This is a genomic window from Streptomyces sp. NPDC001020 (assembly GCF_053599115.1).
The window spans coordinates 170,637-187,206 of sequence record NZ_JBSFLQ010000009.1 but is presented as its reverse complement, the minus strand read 5'-3'; the positions used below and the strand labels follow the sequence as shown (position 1 = coordinate 187,206).

The following is a 16,570-nucleotide window of genomic DNA, read 5'->3' as shown; positions in this document are numbered from 1 at the left end:
GGCGAAGCGGCCCCTCGGCGATACTGGGACGCATGGCTTACGACGATCTTCGGTCCCTGCTCCGGGCACTGGAACGCGAGGGAGACCTCAAGCGCATCAAAGCGGAGGTCGACCCCCATCTCGAGGTCGGTGAGATCGTCGACCGGGTGCAGAAGTCCGGCGGGCCCGCGCTGCTCTTCGAGAACGTGCGCGGTTCGGCCATGCCGCTCGCCATGAACGTCTTCGGGACCGACCGGCGCCTGCTGAAGGCCCTCGGTCTGAAGTCGTACGGGGAGATCTCCGAGCGGATCGGTGGCCTGCTGAAGCCGGAACTGCCGCACGGGTTCGTCGGGATGCGCGAGGCCTTCGGGAAGCTCGGCACGATGGCCCATGTGCCGCCCAAGAAGGTCAAGTCGGCGGGCGCGCCGGTGCAGGAGGTCGTCCTGCGGGGCGACGACGTCGACCTCGACGCCCTGCCCGCCCTCTTCACCTGGCCCCAGGACGGCGGCTCCTTCTTCAACCTCGGGCTCACGCACACCAAGGACCCGGAGACCGGGATCCGCAACCTCGGCCTGTACCGCCTCCAGCGCCACGACCGGCGCACCATCGGCATGCACTGGCAGATCCACAAGGACAGCCGCAACCACTACCAGGTGGCGGCCAGGCGCGGCGAGAAGCTCCCGGTCGCCATCGCCTTCGGATGCCCGCCCGCCGTCACGTACGCCTCCACCGCGCCCCTCCCCGGCGACATCGATGAGTACCTCTTCGCCGGGTTCATCGCGGGCAAGCGGATCGAGATGGTCGACTGCAAGACGGTACCGCTGCAGGTCCCGGCCAACGCCGAAGTCGTACTGGAGGGCTGGCTGGAGCCCGGCGAGATGCTCCCCGAGGGCCCCTTCGGCGACCACACCGGCTTCTACACGCCGCAGGAGCCCTTCCCCGCCCTGAAGATCGACTGCGTCACCATGCGCCGCCGCCCCCTGCTCCAGTCGATCGTGGTGGGCCGCCCCCCGACGGAGGACGGACCCCTCGGCCGGGCCACCGAACGCTTCTTCCTCCCCCTCCTCAAGATCATCGTGCCGGACATCGTGGACTACCACCTGCCCGAGTCGGGCGGCTTCCACAACTGCGCGATCGTCTCGATCGACAAGAAGTACCCCAAGCACGCCCAGAAGGTGATGCACGCCATCTGGGGCGCGCACATGATGTCGCTGACCAAGCTGATCGTGGTCGTCGACTCCGACTGCGACGTGCACGATCTGCACGAGGTCGCCTGGCGGGCCCTCGGCAACACGGACTACGCCCGTGACCTCACGGTCGTCGAAGGCCCCGTCGACCACCTCGACCACGCCTCCTACCAGCAGTTCTGGGGCGGCAAAGCGGGTATCGACGCGACGAAGAAGTGGCCCGAGGAGGGCTACACCCGGGACGGTGGCTGGCCCGACATGGTGCTGTCCGACCCGGAGACGGCGGCGAAGGTCGACCGCCGCTGGAAGGAGTACGGGCTGTGAGTTCAGCTTCCGCCGCGATCCCGCAGCCGGGACGCACCAAGGCGTTCCTGCGCCTGGTGATGATCGAGCACTCCGTGTTCGCCCTGCCCTTCGCGTACATCGCGTCTCTCACCGCGATGTACGAGTGGGACAAGAGCATCCACTGGGCGCGGCTGCTGCTGGTGACCGTCTGCATGGTGGGCCTGCGCACCTTCGCGATGGCGGTCAACCGGATCATCGACCGGGAGATCGACGCCCGTAACCCCAGGACCGCGCACCGCGAACTGGTCACGGGCGCGATGTCCGTCCGCCATGCGTGGACCGGCGCCCTGATCGCCCTGGCTGTCTTCCTGGGGGCCGCGGCCCTGCTCAATCCGCTCTGCCTCGCCCTCGCCCCCATCGCGGTGATCCCGATGGTGGTCTACCCCTACGGCAAGCGCTTCACGAACTTCCCGCAGGCCATCCTCGGCATCGCCCAGGCGATGGGCCCGGTCGGCGGCTGGCTGGCGATCAGCGGCGCGTGGTCCGGGGAGGCGGTGATCCTGGGTCTCGCCGTCGGTATCTGGATCGGCGGTTTCGACCTGATCTACGCCTGCCAGGACGTGGAGACGGACCGCGAGATCGGGGTCATGTCGGTGCCGGCCCGCTTCGGCATCCCGGCCGCGATCCGGGGCGCCCGCGTCTGCCACGCGATCACGACGGCGTTGCTCGCGTGGTACGCGGTCGCCACGGGAGCCGGCGTCTTCTTCTGGCTGGGCCTGGTGATCACGGCGGGCGCCTTCCTCTACGAGCACTCGATCGTGCGGCCCCACGACCTCAGCCGCCTCAACCGCGCGTTCTTCAGTGTCAACGGGTTCATCGGCATTGCCCTGTTCGTGTGTGCGCTGCTCGACCTTCTGGTTCGGGGTCTGACCGTGTGAGTACGGTGCGCCTACGATCGAGGGCAGGACCCCAGGGAGGCCAGTCATGACCGTCTCGGGCATGGAACACCTGCACTCGCAGCTCAGCCGGTTCGAGGACATGTTCCCCGGCTATCGGATGGAGATTGTCGAGGGCAACATCATGATGAGTCCGGTCAAGCCGCACCATGCGGAGACCATTCGGCAGGTGTGGAACCTGCTGGCGGCGCAGGTGGCCCCGGACTGGGGGTTCGCCAGCGACGTCGCCTTCCCCTTCGACGAGGACAACGAGTTCTGCCCCGACCTGGCGGTCATTCCTGCGGCGGAGGTGCAGAAGAACGAAGGCGCGTACTCGCCCGATCTCATCGAGTTGGTCGTCGAGGTGGTCTCCCAGGGCAGCATCCGCCGTGACTACGAAGTGAAGCCCCGCTGGTATGCCTCTCGAGGCATCTCCAACTACCTGATCTTCGACCCGCTCAAGGGCCACGTCGTGACGATGTGGAACCCCGGCCCCGACGGCTACCTAGGCCGCGACACCCTCCCCTACGGCCCCGATGTGACCGTCGACTCCCCGCTCGGGAAGCTGACCCTCACGACCGCCCACCTCCCGGTCGACCCGAACGCGCGCCACCAGTCCTGACCCGGCCCGTCGGCGGCGGAACAGGCGGTCCCTCAGCATCCCGACCCTTGGCCGGTCCCCGTTCCGGGAGGCCGGATAGGCTCGGTGCCGTGAACCCAGTCAAGCCAGGAGAGAAGCCGCGTACGCCTTGGATCGTAGGGGTGTCCGGCGCTTCCGGCACCCCGTATGCCGCTGCCGTGCTGCGCGGGCTCCTCGCTGCGGGGGAGAGCGTCGACCTCGTCGTCTCCCGTGCCTCGCGGCTCACACTGCTCGACGAGACCGGAATCTCCTTCCGGGACGCGCACTGGCGGGACGACCTGCGGGAGTGGCTGGAGCGGGGCGCCGACGGCAAGCCGGGGACGTTCGAGGCGGACATCGACGGCGACCGTGTGCGGTACTGGAGTGCGGGCGACCTGGCCGCCGGGCCGTCCTCGGGGTCGTACCCCGCGAAGGGGATGCTGATCGTGCCCGCTTCCACGGCCTGTGTGGCAGGGGTCGCGCTCGGGCTGTCCAAAGACCTGTTGCAGCGGGCCGCGAGCGTCACGCTCAAGGAGGGACGGCGGCTCGTCGTCGCCGTGCGGGAGACCCCGCTCAGCGGGCAGACGCTCCGGCAACTGGTGGCGCTGGACGCGGCGGGCGCGGTCGTGCTGCCGGCCTCCCCGGCGTTCTACGCGGGGGCGACGCACATCCAGGACCTGGTGGACTTCGTCGCGGGGCGGGCGCTGGACGCGGCGGGAGTGCCGCACGGGCTGTACCGCCGTTGGAAGGGTGAGCTCGGGGGTGGCTCTCGGGCCGACGCATAGGCGCGTGACGGGTGGGGGCAGCGTTTCACGGCGACGGGCCCAAACCATGGCTCGTCGCCGATCGCATAAAAGATTCACAGGGGACGGACCCTGTGCTCCTTAAGTTCTATACATAGACTCGCGGGAACGCCGAACAATGAAAGGCTTCGGATCTATGGACGCGGTTGACAGGCAGCTCATCCAGGCCCTGCGTGAAAACGGCAGGGCCTCCTATGCCGAACTCGGCCGGCTCGTCGGCCTCTCCGGGCCCAGCGTCACCGACCGCATCAACCGCCTGGAGGCGGCCGGTGTCATCACGGGCTACCGTGCCACCGTCGACGCTGCCTCACTCGGCCTCGGCGTGACCGCCCTCATCGGCATCTCGCTCTCCGACGCCGCGGACCACGAGGACGTGGCGCACCGTCTGAAGAGCCTTCAGGAGATCGAGGACTGCTGGTTCATCGCCGGCGACGACTCGTTCATGCTCAAGGTACGCGCGAACGACGTGGACGACCTGGAGAAGACCATCCGTCGGCTGTCGGGAACCCAGGGCGTCTCCCGTACGCGGACGACGATCGTGCTCTCCACGAAGTGGGAGAACCGGGTCGGCGAGCTGCCGGAGTCGGAGTAGGCGCGGCGCCGTATGGCGGCACGGGCCGCACAAGGGTGGGGGAGTACGGTTGTCGAAGTTGTCGGCAGGGAGAGGTAAGGGCATGGATGTCGGGCTCAAGCGCGAGCTGGAGGACAAGGTCCGCTCCGGTGAGCGGCTGACCCGCGAGGACGGTATCGCGCTGTACGAGTCGGACGACCTGGCCTGGCTGGGCGGCCTCGCGCATGAGGTGCGGACCCGCAAGAACGGTGACGTCGTCCACTTCAACGTCAACCGTCACCTCAATATGACGAACGTGTGCACCGCGTCCTGCGCCTACTGCTCCTTCCAGCGCAAGCCGGGCGAGAAGGACGCGTACACGATGCGCATCGAGGAGGCGGTCCGGCTCGCCACGGCGATGGAGTCGGAGAACCTCACCGAACTGCACATCGTCAACGGCCTGCACCCGAACCTGCCGTGGCGCTACTACCCGCGCTCGCTGCGGGAGTTGAAGGCGGCCCTGCCGGGCGTCTCACTGAAGGCGTTCACGGCAACGGAGATCCACCACTTCGAGACGATCTCGGGCCTGTCGGCCTCCGAGATCCTCGACGAACTGATCGACGCGGGCCTGGAGTCGCTGACCGGCGGTGGCGCCGAGATCTTCGACTGGGAGGTCCGGCAGCACATCGTCGACCACAAGACCCACTGGGAGGACTGGTCGCGCATCCACCGCCTGGCGCACGAAAAGGGTCTGAAGACCCCGTGCACCATGCTGTACGGGCACATCGAGGAGCCGCGCCACCGCGTGGACCACGTGCTGCGGCTGCGTGAACTCCAGGACGAGACCGGCGGCTTCCAGGTCTTCATCCCGCTGCGCTACCAGCACGACTTCGTGGACATGAAGGACGGGAAGATCCGCAACCGCCTTCAGGCGCGTACCACGATGGCGACCGGCGCGGAGGCCCTGAAGACCTTCGCGGTGTCGCGGCTGCTCTTCGACAACGTTCCGCACGTCAAGGTCTTCTGGGTGATGCACGGCGTGCAGACCGCGCAACTGGCCCTGCAGCACGGTGCCGACGACATGGACGGCTCGGTCGTCGAGTACAAGATCACGCATGACGCGGACAACTACGGCACCCCGAACAAGCTGACCCGTGAGGACCTGCTCGACCTGATCCGTGACGCGGGCTTCAGGCCGGTGGAACGCAACACGCGCTACGAGATCATCCGGGAGTACGAGGGCCCGGACCCCGCGCGACGGGACGCCCCGCAGCCCATGCGCCTCTGAGCTGCGTCCCGCAGCCCATAACCCCGACAGGCCCCGACAGGCCCCGGCTCCGGCCGGGGCCTGTCGTTTTGTGTGCCGGCGGCATCGAGAGTTTGAGCTCTCGTCGATGTAATAGATACTCTCGCTCTATGTCCCTTACATTTGAGCTTGACCCGTCCATCACCCCTGCCCTCCGCGACGACCTCCTCGATCTGTGGACCGAGGTGTCCAATGCGGGCGGGGCCGTGGGCTTCGTGCCGCCGGTCACGCGCGAGGAGATACGCCCGAGCCTCGTCAGGCAGTTGGCGACGATGAGCGAGGGACGCGCCCGGCTGCTCGTCGGGTACGACGAGCGACGAAGAGTGGCCGCCACCGCCTTCCTCAGCTTCAACGCGGACCGGATGGCGGCGCACTGGCTGTGGCTCTACACGGTGATGGTGCATCCGCGTTACCAGGGCAAGGGCTACGGCCGGGACCTGATGGCCGCCGCGGCGGACGCGGCCCGCTGCTTCGAGGGCATCGAGGCGATACGGCTCACCTGCCGGGGCGGCCACGGCCTGGAACGGTTCTACGGCTCCTGCGGCTACAAGGAGGTCGGCCGGGTGCCCGACGCGATCCGGGTGGCGAACGGGGACGACCGCGACGACATCACGATGCTGCTGCCGCTGGGATGACCCGGCCGGGCTCAACCCCCCTGCAAGATCGAGGCCCGGGTCGTGCTTCACTGGACAGTGACCTTTGGGACATCCCCCCGGGTTCGCGGCATCGCTCGAACCGGGGAGACCCTCACGGAACGGAAGAGTGGTTTGAGATGCTCCGCTACACGCTGATGCGCTTCGGTATCTTCGTGGGCTGCCTCGTGGTCGTTTCGGGCCTCGTCTACTCGGGCCTCGCCCCCAGCGCGCGCATCGGCGCCAACAACGCCCTGTGGATCATCCTGCTCGCCCTGGTGATCTCGGCCCCGATCAGCTTCGTGGTGCTGCGCAAGGAGCGGGACCGGGCCTCCGTGCAGATCGTGGGGAAGGTCGACCGCATGAAGGCCAACCTCGAGGCGAACCGCGGCCAGGAGGACGAGGCGGACGACGCCGTCAGGGCGCAGGGCCAGGCGTAGTGACGTCGGCGGCCCAGGCGTAGCCCGACACGGGGCCGGGCGCGTGGTCGAGGCGTCCGGTGCCACGGCGGGTCGGGGTGCCTGCGACCGCGTCCAACTACCCTCTCCTTCATGGGTTCCGTGAAGAGCAGGCGGATGCCGCGGGCGGTCCGTGAGCAGCAGATGCTCGACGCCGCGGTGAAGACCTTCGGGCAGCGGGGGTACATGGCCGCGTCCATGGACGAGATCGCCGAACTCGCCGGTGTGTCCAAGCCGTTGGTCTACCTGTATCTGAACTCCAAGGAAGAGCTCTTCACCGCCTGCATCCGCCGTGAGGCCGCGGCGCTCACCGAGGCCGTGCGGGTCGGGGTGCGGCCGTCTCTCTCCGCCGACCGCCAGCTCTGGAACGGTCTGTGCGCGTTCTTCACGCACACCGCGCGCAACCCGGACGGCTGGGCGGTCCTGCACCTCCAGGCGCGTACGCACGGTGAACCCTTCGCCTCCGAGGTCGCCGCGATGCGCGAGGAGATCGTCGCGTTCGTGACACAGCTCATCGTGGCGGCCGTGCGTGACGGAGACGCCCCCGTGGCGGACCACCGGGACCCACGCCTGTCCGAGCGCGAGGCCGCCGGGCTCGCCGAGGCCCTGGTCGGGGCCGCCGAGTCCCTCGCCGCCTGGGCCAACGCCACCCCCGGCGTCTCCGCCCGACAGGCCGCCACGACCCTGATGAACTTCGCCTGGGCGGGCCTCGGCGACCTCATGGAGGGCCGCCCCTGGTCGCCCCCCGACCACGAGTAGGGTCCTGACCGGCCACGCGGTGGGCGTAGGAGCTTGAAGTCACCCGGGGCAAGAGCCGTGCGGGCGAGGAACTCCGGATCACCCCACCCGACCGCCCACCCGGAGCGCGCCTGGGAGATGCGGCGCGCCCAGGCTGCACATCCCCGTCCCCGAACCCGCACAGACTCGCCACGCGGGCGCCGTACGATCGCGGTCCGAAACAGCGGTGACACCCACCGAGCCGCGCCCGCCGGTGAACGTCCCGGAGCGCATGGCACGTACCTCATGCGGCGAAGCGGTGCACCGCCGCAGGCCTCAGGAGCTGCCCCATGTCCCTCTCGTCCTCGCCCGCACCCGCCGCCCCTGACAGTCCCGGCGACGACGGCGGGCCGGTGCTCGTGGAGCCGGAGACACGGCGGCTGAACGGGGAGGTGCGGGAGGCGTACGTTCCCCCGCTGGCGCGGCCTGTGACCCACGGCTCGCTCGCTGACCTGCCGTTCGAGAACGCGGACGCGGCGCCCGGCCACCGGGTGCTCAGCCGCCGCGACGGCCACGGCGGGTGGACGGACGTGACGGCGGCGCATTTCGCCGACCAGGTCCTGACGGTGGCGAAGGGCCTGATCGCCGAGGGCCTGATGCCGGGCGACCGGATCGCGGTCATGGCGCGCACGACATACGAGTGGACGCTGCTCGACTTCGCCGCCTGGGCCGCGGGCCTGGTACCGGTGCCCGTCTACCCCACCTCCTCGGTCTTCCAGACCCGTTGGATCCTCCAGGACTCGGGCGCCGTGGCCCTGGTCACCGAGACGGCCGGTCAGGAGGCGACCCTCGGCCCCGAGCGCGCCCGCCTTCCCGACCTGCGCCATGTATGGGTGATGGAGAAGGGGCACGTGGAGCGGCTGGCGAAGACCGGAGAGCGGGTCACCGACCAGCAGGTCGCCGCACGCCGGGACATGCTGGGCCCGGACACGCTGGCCACACTCGTCTACACCTCGGGCACGACGGGCCACCCCAAGGGCTGCGCGCTGACGCACGGCAACTTCCTGGCGGAGGTGGACAACGCGATCGAACTCCTCCACCCGGTGTTCAAGCCGAAGCCGGGTGAGGATCCGTCGACGCTTCTGTTCCTGCCCCTGTCCCATGTCTTCGGCCGTATGGTGGCCGTCGCCTGCGTCCGCGCTCGGGTACGCCTGGGCCACGCGCCGAGCCTGAAGGCGGCGGACCTGCTGGCCGACCTCGCGAGCTTCAGACCGACGTTCCTGCTGGCCATCCCGTACGTGCTGGAGAAGGTCTACAACAACACGCGGGCGGCGGCCGAGCGTGGCGGCCGGGCGCCGTCCTTCGACCGCGCGGCGAGCGTGGCCCGCCGCTACGGTGAGGCGCTGGAAGCCCACCGGCACGGCACGGGCCCCGGACCGAACCGTGCCCTGAAGACGGCCCGCGCTCTCTCCGACCCCCTTGTCTGCCGACCGATCCGGGGCGCGCTCGGCGGCCGGGTCCGTCACGTCATCTGTGGCGGCTCCCCGCTGGGCCGCCGTCTCGCCGCGTTCTACACGGGCGCGGGCATAGAGATCTTCGAAGGCTACGGGCTGACGGAGACGACGGGTGCGGCCACCATCACGCCCCCGCTCAAGCCTCGCCTGGGCACGGTGGGCCGGCCCCTGCCCGGCACCAGGGTCCGTATCGCCGAGGACGGCGAGGTGCTGCTCTCAGGCGGCCAGGTCTTCCGCGGCTACTGGGACCACCACGCGGCCGGCGTGATCCCGGCTGCCTCGGACGGCTGGTTCCCGACGGGCGACATCGGCCGCCTCGACGACGAGGGCTATCTGACGATCACCGGCCGGAAGAAGGAAATCCTGATCACGACGGGCGGAAAGAACGTAGCCCCCGCACCCCTGGAGAACCGGCTGCGCTCCCACCCCCTGATCTCCCAGTGCATGGTCCTCGGCGACGGTCGCCCCTATGTCACCGCCCTCATCACACCGGACCCGGAGGGCGTCACCCACTGGTGCCGGATGAACGGCAAGGATCCGCTGCCGCCGGAACTCCTGGTGCGGGACGAGGAGTTGAAGGCGGTCCTGCAACGCGCGGTGGACGAGGCCAACAAGCTCGTCTCCCGTCCCGAGTCGATCCGCCGCTTCGCCGTGCTCCCGGTGGACTTCACGGAGGAGTCCGGCCACCTGACCCCGTCGATGAAGCTGCGCCGGGAGGCGGTCCTGCGGGACTTCGCACCGGAAGTGGAGGGGCTGTACCAGGGGTGAGCGGGCGGTGCCGCGCGACGGGCGTCGCGGCCCGACCGGGGCGTTTCCCGCGCCGGTGAACCTTTCCGGCCACAGCACTAGCCCACCTGGCCCCAAGCGGGGGCGGTGCTGGCGGGCGTCCGCTGCCGTGCGTGCTTCCATCTCGCCAGGAGGCCCGTATGACGGCGGAGGACCGACAGGAGAACCGCGCGATGACCCCTGGCAGAGAACCAATCACGTGCCCGTTCGACTTCAGCGAGGCGCTGGAGTTCGATCCCTCGCTCGCGGCGCTCATGACCCGCGATTCCCTCACCCGTATCCGCCTGCCGTACGGCGACGCCGACGCATGGTTGGTCACCGGGTTCGACGGGGTACGCCAAGTGACCACCGACCAACGGTTCAGCCGGGCGGGGATCATCGGGTCCGACTACCCGAGGCTGACGCCGGAGCCCATCGTCTCCCCGGAGTCGATCAATGTGATGGACCCTCCGCACAGCAGCCGTCTGCGGCACCTGGCGTCGCAGGCCTTCACCCCACGGCACGTCGACCAGATGCGGCAGACGATCATCCGGCTCGCGGACACCCTGCTCGACGAGATGGCCGCGCAGCGGCAGCCGGCGGATCTGGTGCGCCATCTGTCGGACCCGTTTCCCCGGCAGACCATCTTCGACCTGCTCAGCATCCCCCGGGACGACTGGCCTCGGATGCAGGAGTACGTGCACCAGCTCCTTGCCACCGGCCCGGACACCCGCGAGACCGCCGCGGCGGCCAAGGCCGAACTGCGGGCGTACTTCGGCGAACTGGTCGAACAACGGCGGCGCTCTCCCGGGAAGGACCTGATCAGCGCGTTGGCCGCCGCCAGGGAGGGCGACGACACGTTCGACGACCAGGAACTCGCGGTCATGGCGCTGACGTTGACGTTGAGCGGCCAGGACACGGCCACCTGCCAGATCAGCAACATCGCCTACCTCCTCCTGACCCGTCCCGAGCTGATGGAGCACCTCAGGAGCCGCCCTGAGTCCCTGACGGACGTCCTGAACGAACTGCTTCGCTACATCCCCTTCCGCAAGGGCGTCGGCATCCCGCGGGTGGCACGGGAGGACGTGGAGATGGACGGGGCACGGATCCGGGCAGGCGACTTCGTCCACGTCTCCTACCTGACGGCGAACCGCGACCCGGAGCGCTACCCGAACCCGCACGTCATCGACCCCGGTCGACCCTCCGCGCCGCACATGACGTTCGGCTGGGGCGGACACCGCTGCATCGCCGTACCGCTGGCCATGGCGGAACTGGAAGTGGCCATCGGCCGGTTGGTGGAGCGCTTCCCGGGGCTGAGGCTGGCGGTAGCGCCGGAGGAGGTGCGCTGGGACACGGAAACGATCCGCCGCTTCCCGATCGAGCTGCCCGTGACCTGGTAGCGCGGCTGTGCGGCCGCCGACCGGCCCGGCGGGGTCCTGAGTTGCCTGCCTGCCTGCGTTGCGACGCGACGCAGGCAGGCAGGCAACTCAGAACACGCCCTAACCCACCCCGGCCGCCCGCAGGAGAGCCGTGGTCGTCGCCGCGCCCAGGACCACGACCACGAACGGCGCCCGGCGCCACGCCAGGACTCCGCCCGCCAGCACCCCCGCCGGCCGCGCCCACCCCGCGAAGCCGCCCGACTCGGTGAGCGCGCCCGTGGCCAGCAGGGCGACCAGCAGTACCATCGCGCCCGCCGACAGCAACCGCTGGACGTGGTCCGGCAGTTCGACCCGGCCGTGCAGCAACGGGCCCACCAGCCGGAAGGCGTACGTGCCCACGGCGAGCGCGAGGATCGCCGCGACCGTGGCCGTCATGCCCGCCTCCCGAGAGCGAGCAGCCCCGCGAGAGCCAGCAGCACCGGCATCCCGGCCGGCACGAACGGCGACACGGCCAGTGCCACCGCGCCGCCGGTCAGCGCGGCCCGGCGTACGCCGGCGTCCTCGCGTACGGCGGGCAGGACCAGGGCCACCAGGACGGCGGGGAAGGCGGCGTCCAGGCCGAACCTGTCCGTGTCGCCGAGCGCGCTGCCGGCCAGCGCTCCGCCGAGCACGCACACGTTCCACGCCGCGTACAGCCCGAGGCCCGAGAGCCAGAACGCCGCCCGGCGCCGCGCCGGGTCCGGCTGGGCCAGGGCGAAGGCGACCGTCTCGTCGGTCACCAGATGCGCCCCCGCGAACCGGACCAGGCGGCCCCGGTCGCCCAGCACGTCCGCCACGGCGAGGCTGAAGGCCGCCGTGCGCGTGTTCAGCAGCAGGCCGGTGGCCGCGGCGGCCACCGGCCCGCCCCCGGCCAGCAGGATCCCCACCGTGCTGAACTGCGCCGAGCCCGCGTACACCACGAGCGACATCACCACCGGCACCCATACCGGCAACCCGCCCGCGACCGCGATCGCGCCGAACGACACGCCGACCACACCGCTGGCGAGACAGACGAGGGACACGTCCCGGAGCAGAGAAGGGTCAATGGCCGAAGCGGATGTTCGGTAGAGCGAACGCATGTTTCCTACAATGGACAACACAGTCCCGTTCGTCAAGGCGAACGAACGTACCGACGGAGCGAACAGCATGACCGATGACAGCACCCCTCCGGCCCGGCTTCCCCTCGACTGGATCGCCGCAGCCCTGCGCCGCGAACGCGCCCGCGCCGGGCTCTCCCTCTCCGAACTGGCCAAGAGTGCCGGCATCGCGAAGTCCACGCTGTCCCAGCTTGAGGCAGCGAGCGGCAACCCCAGCGTGGAGACGCTGTGGGCGCTCGGTGTGGCGCTCGGCGTGCCGTTCAGCGCGCTCGTCGAACCGCCGGCCCCGCCGGTGCAGGTGATCCGTGCGGGCGAGGGGCCGACCGTGCACTCCGAGCAGTCCAGCTATACGGCGACCCTGCTCTCCGCGAGCCCGCCGGGCGCCCGCCGGGACATCTACTACGCCTGGCTGGAGCCGGGGTCGGTGCGCGACTCGGAGCCGCACCTCCCGGGCTCGATGGAGCACCTGGTGGTGAGCGCGGGGCGGGTCCTCGCGGGGCCGCGCGGCGAGGAGGTGGAGCTCGGCCCCGGCGACTACATGGCCTACCGCGGCGATGTCCCACATTCCTATGAGGCGCTGGCACCCGGGACCATGTTCGTGCTGATCATGCAGCACGTGTGAACCCGTGCGCCTCGCGCGGCACGAGGCCCGGGGAGGAAGACGAGAGCGGAGGGGCAGGCGAAGGCGGAGGAGCAGGCGTCAAAAAAGCAGGAGCCCCCTGCGCCGGATGGCGCGCGGGGCTCCTTGGGTACTGCTGTCCGTTCCGGATCAAAGCATCGGGTTCAGTGAGCTCAAAGCCCCTGTGAGCCGAAGGCCTGGAACCGAAGACCGAAACTCCGAGATCGAGACCTCAGATGGCCGTGACGTTCTCCGCCTGCGGGCCCTTCGGACCCTGCGTCACGTCGAAGCTCACCTGCTGGTTCTCCTCGAGCGAGCGGAAGCCGTTCGCGTTGATCGCGGAGTAGTGGACGAAGACGTCGGGGCCGCCGCCTTCCTGGGCGATGAAACCAAAGCCCTTTTCGGCGTTGAACCACTTCACGGTTCCGGTAGCCATAAGCCCTCCTTGGGCCCAAAGGGTTGCCCTGCTCCAGAACCTGCAAGTGTGAAAACTGAACGCCGCACAACTGCATATGTCTGAAAACGACGAGAGCCCGCGGTTACATGCTCCGCAGGCTCTGTACTGCAAGGAAACCAAACTGCAACTTGCGGCGAGCCTAGCACGAGGGCAGCCGAAAGCAATAGAGCTCAAGATCACGTCGCTCGAATGTCTGAACGTTCGGCGAGCCGGGTTGACGTCCCGGTGTCCCATCGTAGTCGTAGAGGTTGACACCAGGGGTCGCGGGGGTTACTCAAGCCGCCTGGGGCCCTGGGGCCAGCACCGTACCGCATGGGGTCTAGTCTCGCGATGTGGACAATTCTCGCACCCGGCCACGTGTAGGCCACATTCAGTTCCTGAACTGCCTGCCTCTGTACTGGGGGCTCGCGAGAACCGGGACGCTCCTGGACTTCGAGCTCACCAAGGACACCCCCGAGAAGCTCAGCGAGAAGCTGGTGCAGGGCGACCTGGACATCGCACCGGTCACCCTGGTCGAGTTCCTCAGGCACGCCGACGAGCTGGTCGCTCTCCCGGACATCGCCGTCGGCTGCGACGGCCCGGTGATGTCCTGTGTGATCGTCTCCCAGGTGCCGCTGGACCGCCTCGACGGCGCCCGGGTCGCCCTGGGCTCCACCTCACGGACGTCCGTACGCCTCGCCCAGCTACTGCTCTCCGAGCGGTACGGGGTGAAGCCGGACTACTACACCTGCCCGCCCGACCTCAGCGTGATGATGCAGGAGGCCGAGGCGGCGGTACTGATCGGTGACGCCGCCCTGCGCGCCAACCTGATCGACGGACCCCGCTACGGCCTCGACGTGCACGACCTCGGCGCGCTGTGGAAGGAGTGGACGGGCCTGCCGTTCGTCTTCGCGGTGTGGGCGGCCCGGCGCGACTACCTGGAGCGCGAGCCGGTCGTCACCCGCAAGGTGCACGAGGCCTTCCTGGCCTCCCGTGACCTGTCCCTGGAGGAGGTCGGCAAGGTCGCGGAGCAGGCGGCCCGCTGGGAGGCCTTCGACGAGCGGCTCCTGGAGCGGTACTTCACGACGCTCGACTTCCGCTTCGGCGGGCCCCAGTTGGAGGCGGTCGCGGAGTTCGCCCGACGGGTCGGCCCGACGACCGGGTTCCCGGCGGACGTGAAGGTCAAGCTCCTGGAGCCGTAGGGGAGTTCCAGCGGTGGCGGGCACTACCCTGCTGGGGACGCGAGGCGTACCGGGGGAACGGGGGGAAAGCCATGCAGCCGCTCGAGACCGGTGAACCCACCGTCGTGGGGCCCTACCGGCTGCTCGGCCGGCTCGGCTCCGGCGGGATGGGCCGGGTCTATCTGGGGCGCAGTGCCGGTGGGCGCACGGTCGCGGTCAAGGTCGTGCATCCGCACTTCGCGCTGGACGAGGAGTTCCGTGCCCGTTTCCGCCGCGAGGTGGAGGCCGCGCGGCGGGTCGGCGGCGCGTGGACCGCGCCCGTCCTGGACGCGGACCCCGAGGCCCCGGTGCCGTGGGTGGCGACCGGGTACGCGGCCGGTCCCTCACTGGCCGCCGCCGTCGCGGGCGGCGGCCCGCTGCCCGCGCATTCGGTACGGGCCTTGGGCGCGGGCCTCGCGGAGGCGCTCGCGGTGGTGCACGGACTGGGCCTGGTCCACCGGGACGTGAAGCCGTCGAACGTCCTGCTGACCCTGGACGGCCCGCTCCTCATCGACTTCGGCATCGCACGGGCCACCGACGGCACGGTGTCGCTGACCGCCACGGGCGTCTCCGTCGGCTCGCCCGGCTACATGGCCCCCGAGCAGATCCTCGGCAAGGACGCCGAGGACGCCCCCGCGCGAGCGCATGCGGGCGCGGGAGCGGGCGATGTCTTCTCACTCGGTGCGGTGCTGGCGTACGCGGCGACCGGAAAGCCCCCCTTCCCCGGCGACTCGTCCGCGGCACTGCTGTACAAGGTCGTTCACGAGGAACCCGAACTCGGCCCGCTGGAGGACGGGTTGCGGGAGCTGGTGGCCGAGTGTCTGGCCAAGGACCCGGCAGCGCGGCCCGCCCCGGAGCAGGTGGCCCGCCGCCTCGCCCCGCAGGGCGCGGCCCGTCTGGTCGCGGGCGGCTGGCTGCCGGGACCGCTGGTGGAGCAGGTCAGCCGAAGCGCCGTACACCTGCTGAACCTGGAGGCGACGGAGGCGACACCGTCGGGACCGGTGGGGTTCAGCAGGGTGTCGACGGAGGAGCCGTCCGGGCCGCAATCCTCCGCGGACGGCTCTTGGCAGGCGCATGGTTCCGCGACACCGGCTGACATATTGCCGGCGGGCGAGCCGTCCGGGGCGCCTGCCGGTGACACGCCGCCGACCGAGGACGGCCCTGCGCCGGATTCGACTCCGGCTCCGGCTTCAGCTCCGGCTCCGGCTTCAGCTCCGGCTCCGGGTAGGTTCGGGCCACCACCGGCCGGAGTTTTCGGTCCGCCGCCCAGTATGGACACAACCGGGGTGCCTTCCGCCCCCGGGCAGCAGGCGTGGCCGTCGGACGCCGTATCTCCCGCCGACGGGGAGCCCGGGAAGTTCTCCGTGAGCGTTGCCGCGACCTCCGCGCCGGGAGCGGGCGGGCGTGGCCGCCGGGTGAGCTGCACGGTCGCGCTGGCGGTCGCGGGGGCGCTGGCCGCGGTCTCCGTCGGATCGGCGTTCGTACTCGGGCTGTTCGACCGCGGCTCCTCGGACCAGGGGGCTCACGCCGACCGCGCCTACTCCCCCCAGCCCAGCAGCAGTTCGGCCGAGGACGGGGCCGGCCAGAGCGAGGCCCGCGGTATTCCCGGGTCCTACCTCGGTACCTGGGAAGGCGACGCGACGGGTCTCAACGGCACGCTGCCGATGGGCACGTTCCGGGTCACCGTCCACCAGGCCGCCGTGGGCGAGAAGTTCGGCACGATGCGGCAGACCGACCAGATCGGCGGCATCTGCGAGAACGTACTCACCCTGAAGAAGGCCACCAAGACACAGCTCGTCGCGACGAGCGTGGCCAAGGCGACCAACCGAGCCGTGTGCACGAAGGGCAGGCACGCCGTACGGCTGACTCCCGTGGGCGCCGACCTCGAATTCGAGATGGACAACCCGGAGGCGGGGAATCCGGTGGCTCGGCTGACGAAGGTCAAGTAGGGGAGTGGTACGGGGACTTGGTGCCCGCGCCGGGGCACCGTCCTTCTGGAGCGGCGTACGCGGGTGCCTGCCGTGTGATGA

17 protein-coding genes are annotated in these 16,570 nt (G+C 70.0%); 14 read left to right on the top strand and 3 right to left on the bottom strand.

Annotated elements, in window-relative coordinates; genetic code table 11:
* Positions 1–32: 32 nt before the first annotated feature.
* From ACWDEX_RS11480 to ACWDEX_RS11430, 11 genes are all read left to right on the top strand, one after another.
* Positions 33–1,490, top strand: coding sequence for a menaquinone biosynthesis decarboxylase (locus tag ACWDEX_RS11480; protein WP_450463034.1), 1,458 nt, complete (start codon positions 33–35; stop codon positions 1,488–1,490).
* On the top strand, positions 1,487–2,389 hold the full coding sequence (gene mqnP, locus ACWDEX_RS11475; protein ID WP_450463033.1) for a menaquinone biosynthesis prenyltransferase MqnP: 903 nt from the start codon (positions 1,487–1,489) through the stop codon (positions 2,387–2,389). The genes ACWDEX_RS11480 and mqnP overlap by 4 nt, the downstream gene beginning before the upstream one ends.
* A 46-nt stretch (positions 2,390–2,435) precedes the next feature.
* Positions 2,436–3,008, top strand: coding sequence for a Uma2 family endonuclease (locus tag ACWDEX_RS11470; RefSeq protein WP_450463032.1), 573 nt, complete (start codon positions 2,436–2,438; stop codon positions 3,006–3,008).
* A gap of 89 nt (positions 3,009–3,097) precedes the next feature.
* The gene (locus ACWDEX_RS11465; RefSeq protein WP_450463031.1) at positions 3,098–3,790 is read left to right on the top strand and encodes a UbiX family flavin prenyltransferase; all 693 of its coding nucleotides are present in this window, start codon (positions 3,098–3,100) and stop codon (positions 3,788–3,790) included.
* 154 nt (positions 3,791–3,944) lie between these two features.
* Positions 3,945–4,400 carry an Lrp/AsnC family transcriptional regulator gene (locus ACWDEX_RS11460; RefSeq protein WP_450463030.1) on the top strand — a complete coding sequence of 152 codons (456 nt, stop codon included), beginning with the start codon at positions 3,945–3,947 and terminating at the stop codon, positions 4,398–4,400.
* Positions 4,401–4,482: 82 nt separating this feature from the next.
* On the top strand, positions 4,483–5,646 hold the full coding sequence (mqnE, locus tag ACWDEX_RS11455; protein WP_450463029.1) for an aminofutalosine synthase MqnE: 1,164 nt from the start codon (positions 4,483–4,485) through the stop codon (positions 5,644–5,646).
* Positions 5,647–5,774: 128 nt separating this feature from the next.
* A complete protein-coding gene (locus ACWDEX_RS11450) occupies positions 5,775–6,299 on the top strand; it encodes an N-acetyltransferase family protein (protein ID WP_450463028.1) in 525 nt (174 codons plus the stop codon).
* 137 nt (positions 6,300–6,436) lie between these two features.
* Positions 6,437–6,736, top strand: a complete 300-nt coding sequence (locus ACWDEX_RS11445; RefSeq protein ID WP_450463027.1) for a DUF4229 domain-containing protein — start codon at positions 6,437–6,439, stop codon at positions 6,734–6,736.
* Between the two features lie 111 nt (positions 6,737–6,847).
* The gene (locus ACWDEX_RS11440) at positions 6,848–7,513 is read left to right on the top strand and encodes a TetR/AcrR family transcriptional regulator (RefSeq protein ID WP_450463026.1); all 666 of its coding nucleotides are present in this window, start codon (positions 6,848–6,850) and stop codon (positions 7,511–7,513) included.
* Between the two features lie 308 nt (positions 7,514–7,821).
* Positions 7,822–9,753: an AMP-dependent synthetase/ligase gene (locus ACWDEX_RS11435; RefSeq protein WP_450463025.1), complete on the top strand. Its 1,932-nt coding sequence runs from the start codon at positions 7,822–7,824 to the stop codon at positions 9,751–9,753.
* A gap of 158 nt (positions 9,754–9,911) precedes the next feature.
* Entirely contained in the window at positions 9,912–11,150 is a 1,239-nt protein-coding gene (locus tag ACWDEX_RS11430; RefSeq protein WP_450463024.1) for a cytochrome P450, read from the top strand.
* A 99-nt stretch (positions 11,151–11,249) separates the two neighbouring features.
* Here the strand turns inward: ACWDEX_RS11430 and ACWDEX_RS11425 are convergent, their stop codons facing one another.
* Positions 11,250–11,564: an AzlD domain-containing protein gene (locus ACWDEX_RS11425; protein ID WP_450463023.1), complete on the bottom strand. Its 315-nt coding sequence runs from the start codon at positions 11,562–11,564 to the stop codon at positions 11,250–11,252.
* Positions 11,561–12,247, bottom strand: coding sequence for an AzlC family ABC transporter permease (locus ACWDEX_RS11420; RefSeq protein WP_450463022.1), 687 nt, complete (start codon positions 12,245–12,247; stop codon positions 11,561–11,563). Before ACWDEX_RS11420 ends, ACWDEX_RS11425 begins: the two co-directional genes overlap by 4 nt.
* A 67-nt stretch (positions 12,248–12,314) precedes the next feature.
* Between ACWDEX_RS11420 and ACWDEX_RS11415 the strand changes: the two genes are divergently transcribed.
* Positions 12,315–12,887 (top strand): helix-turn-helix domain-containing protein, encoded by a 573-nt coding sequence (locus ACWDEX_RS11415; protein WP_450463021.1) that lies wholly within the window; start codon positions 12,315–12,317, stop codon positions 12,885–12,887.
* 229 nt (positions 12,888–13,116) lie between these two features.
* Here ACWDEX_RS11415 and ACWDEX_RS11410 read toward each other — a convergent pair whose 3' ends face one another.
* Positions 13,117–13,320 (bottom strand): cold-shock protein, encoded by a 204-nt coding sequence (locus ACWDEX_RS11410; protein WP_043442843.1) that lies wholly within the window; start codon positions 13,318–13,320, stop codon positions 13,117–13,119.
* A 353-nt stretch (positions 13,321–13,673) separates the two neighbouring features.
* Between ACWDEX_RS11410 and ACWDEX_RS11405 the strand changes: the two genes are divergently transcribed.
* Together ACWDEX_RS11405 and ACWDEX_RS11400 are read left to right on the top strand one after the other, a co-directional pair.
* Entirely contained in the window at positions 13,674–14,522 is an 849-nt protein-coding gene (locus ACWDEX_RS11405) for a menaquinone biosynthetic enzyme MqnA/MqnD family protein (protein ID WP_450463020.1), read from the top strand.
* A 71-nt stretch (positions 14,523–14,593) separates the two neighbouring features.
* Entirely contained in the window at positions 14,594–16,489 is a 1,896-nt protein-coding gene (locus tag ACWDEX_RS11400) for a protein kinase domain-containing protein (RefSeq protein ID WP_450463019.1), read from the top strand.
* Positions 16,490–16,570: the final 81 nt, after the last annotated feature.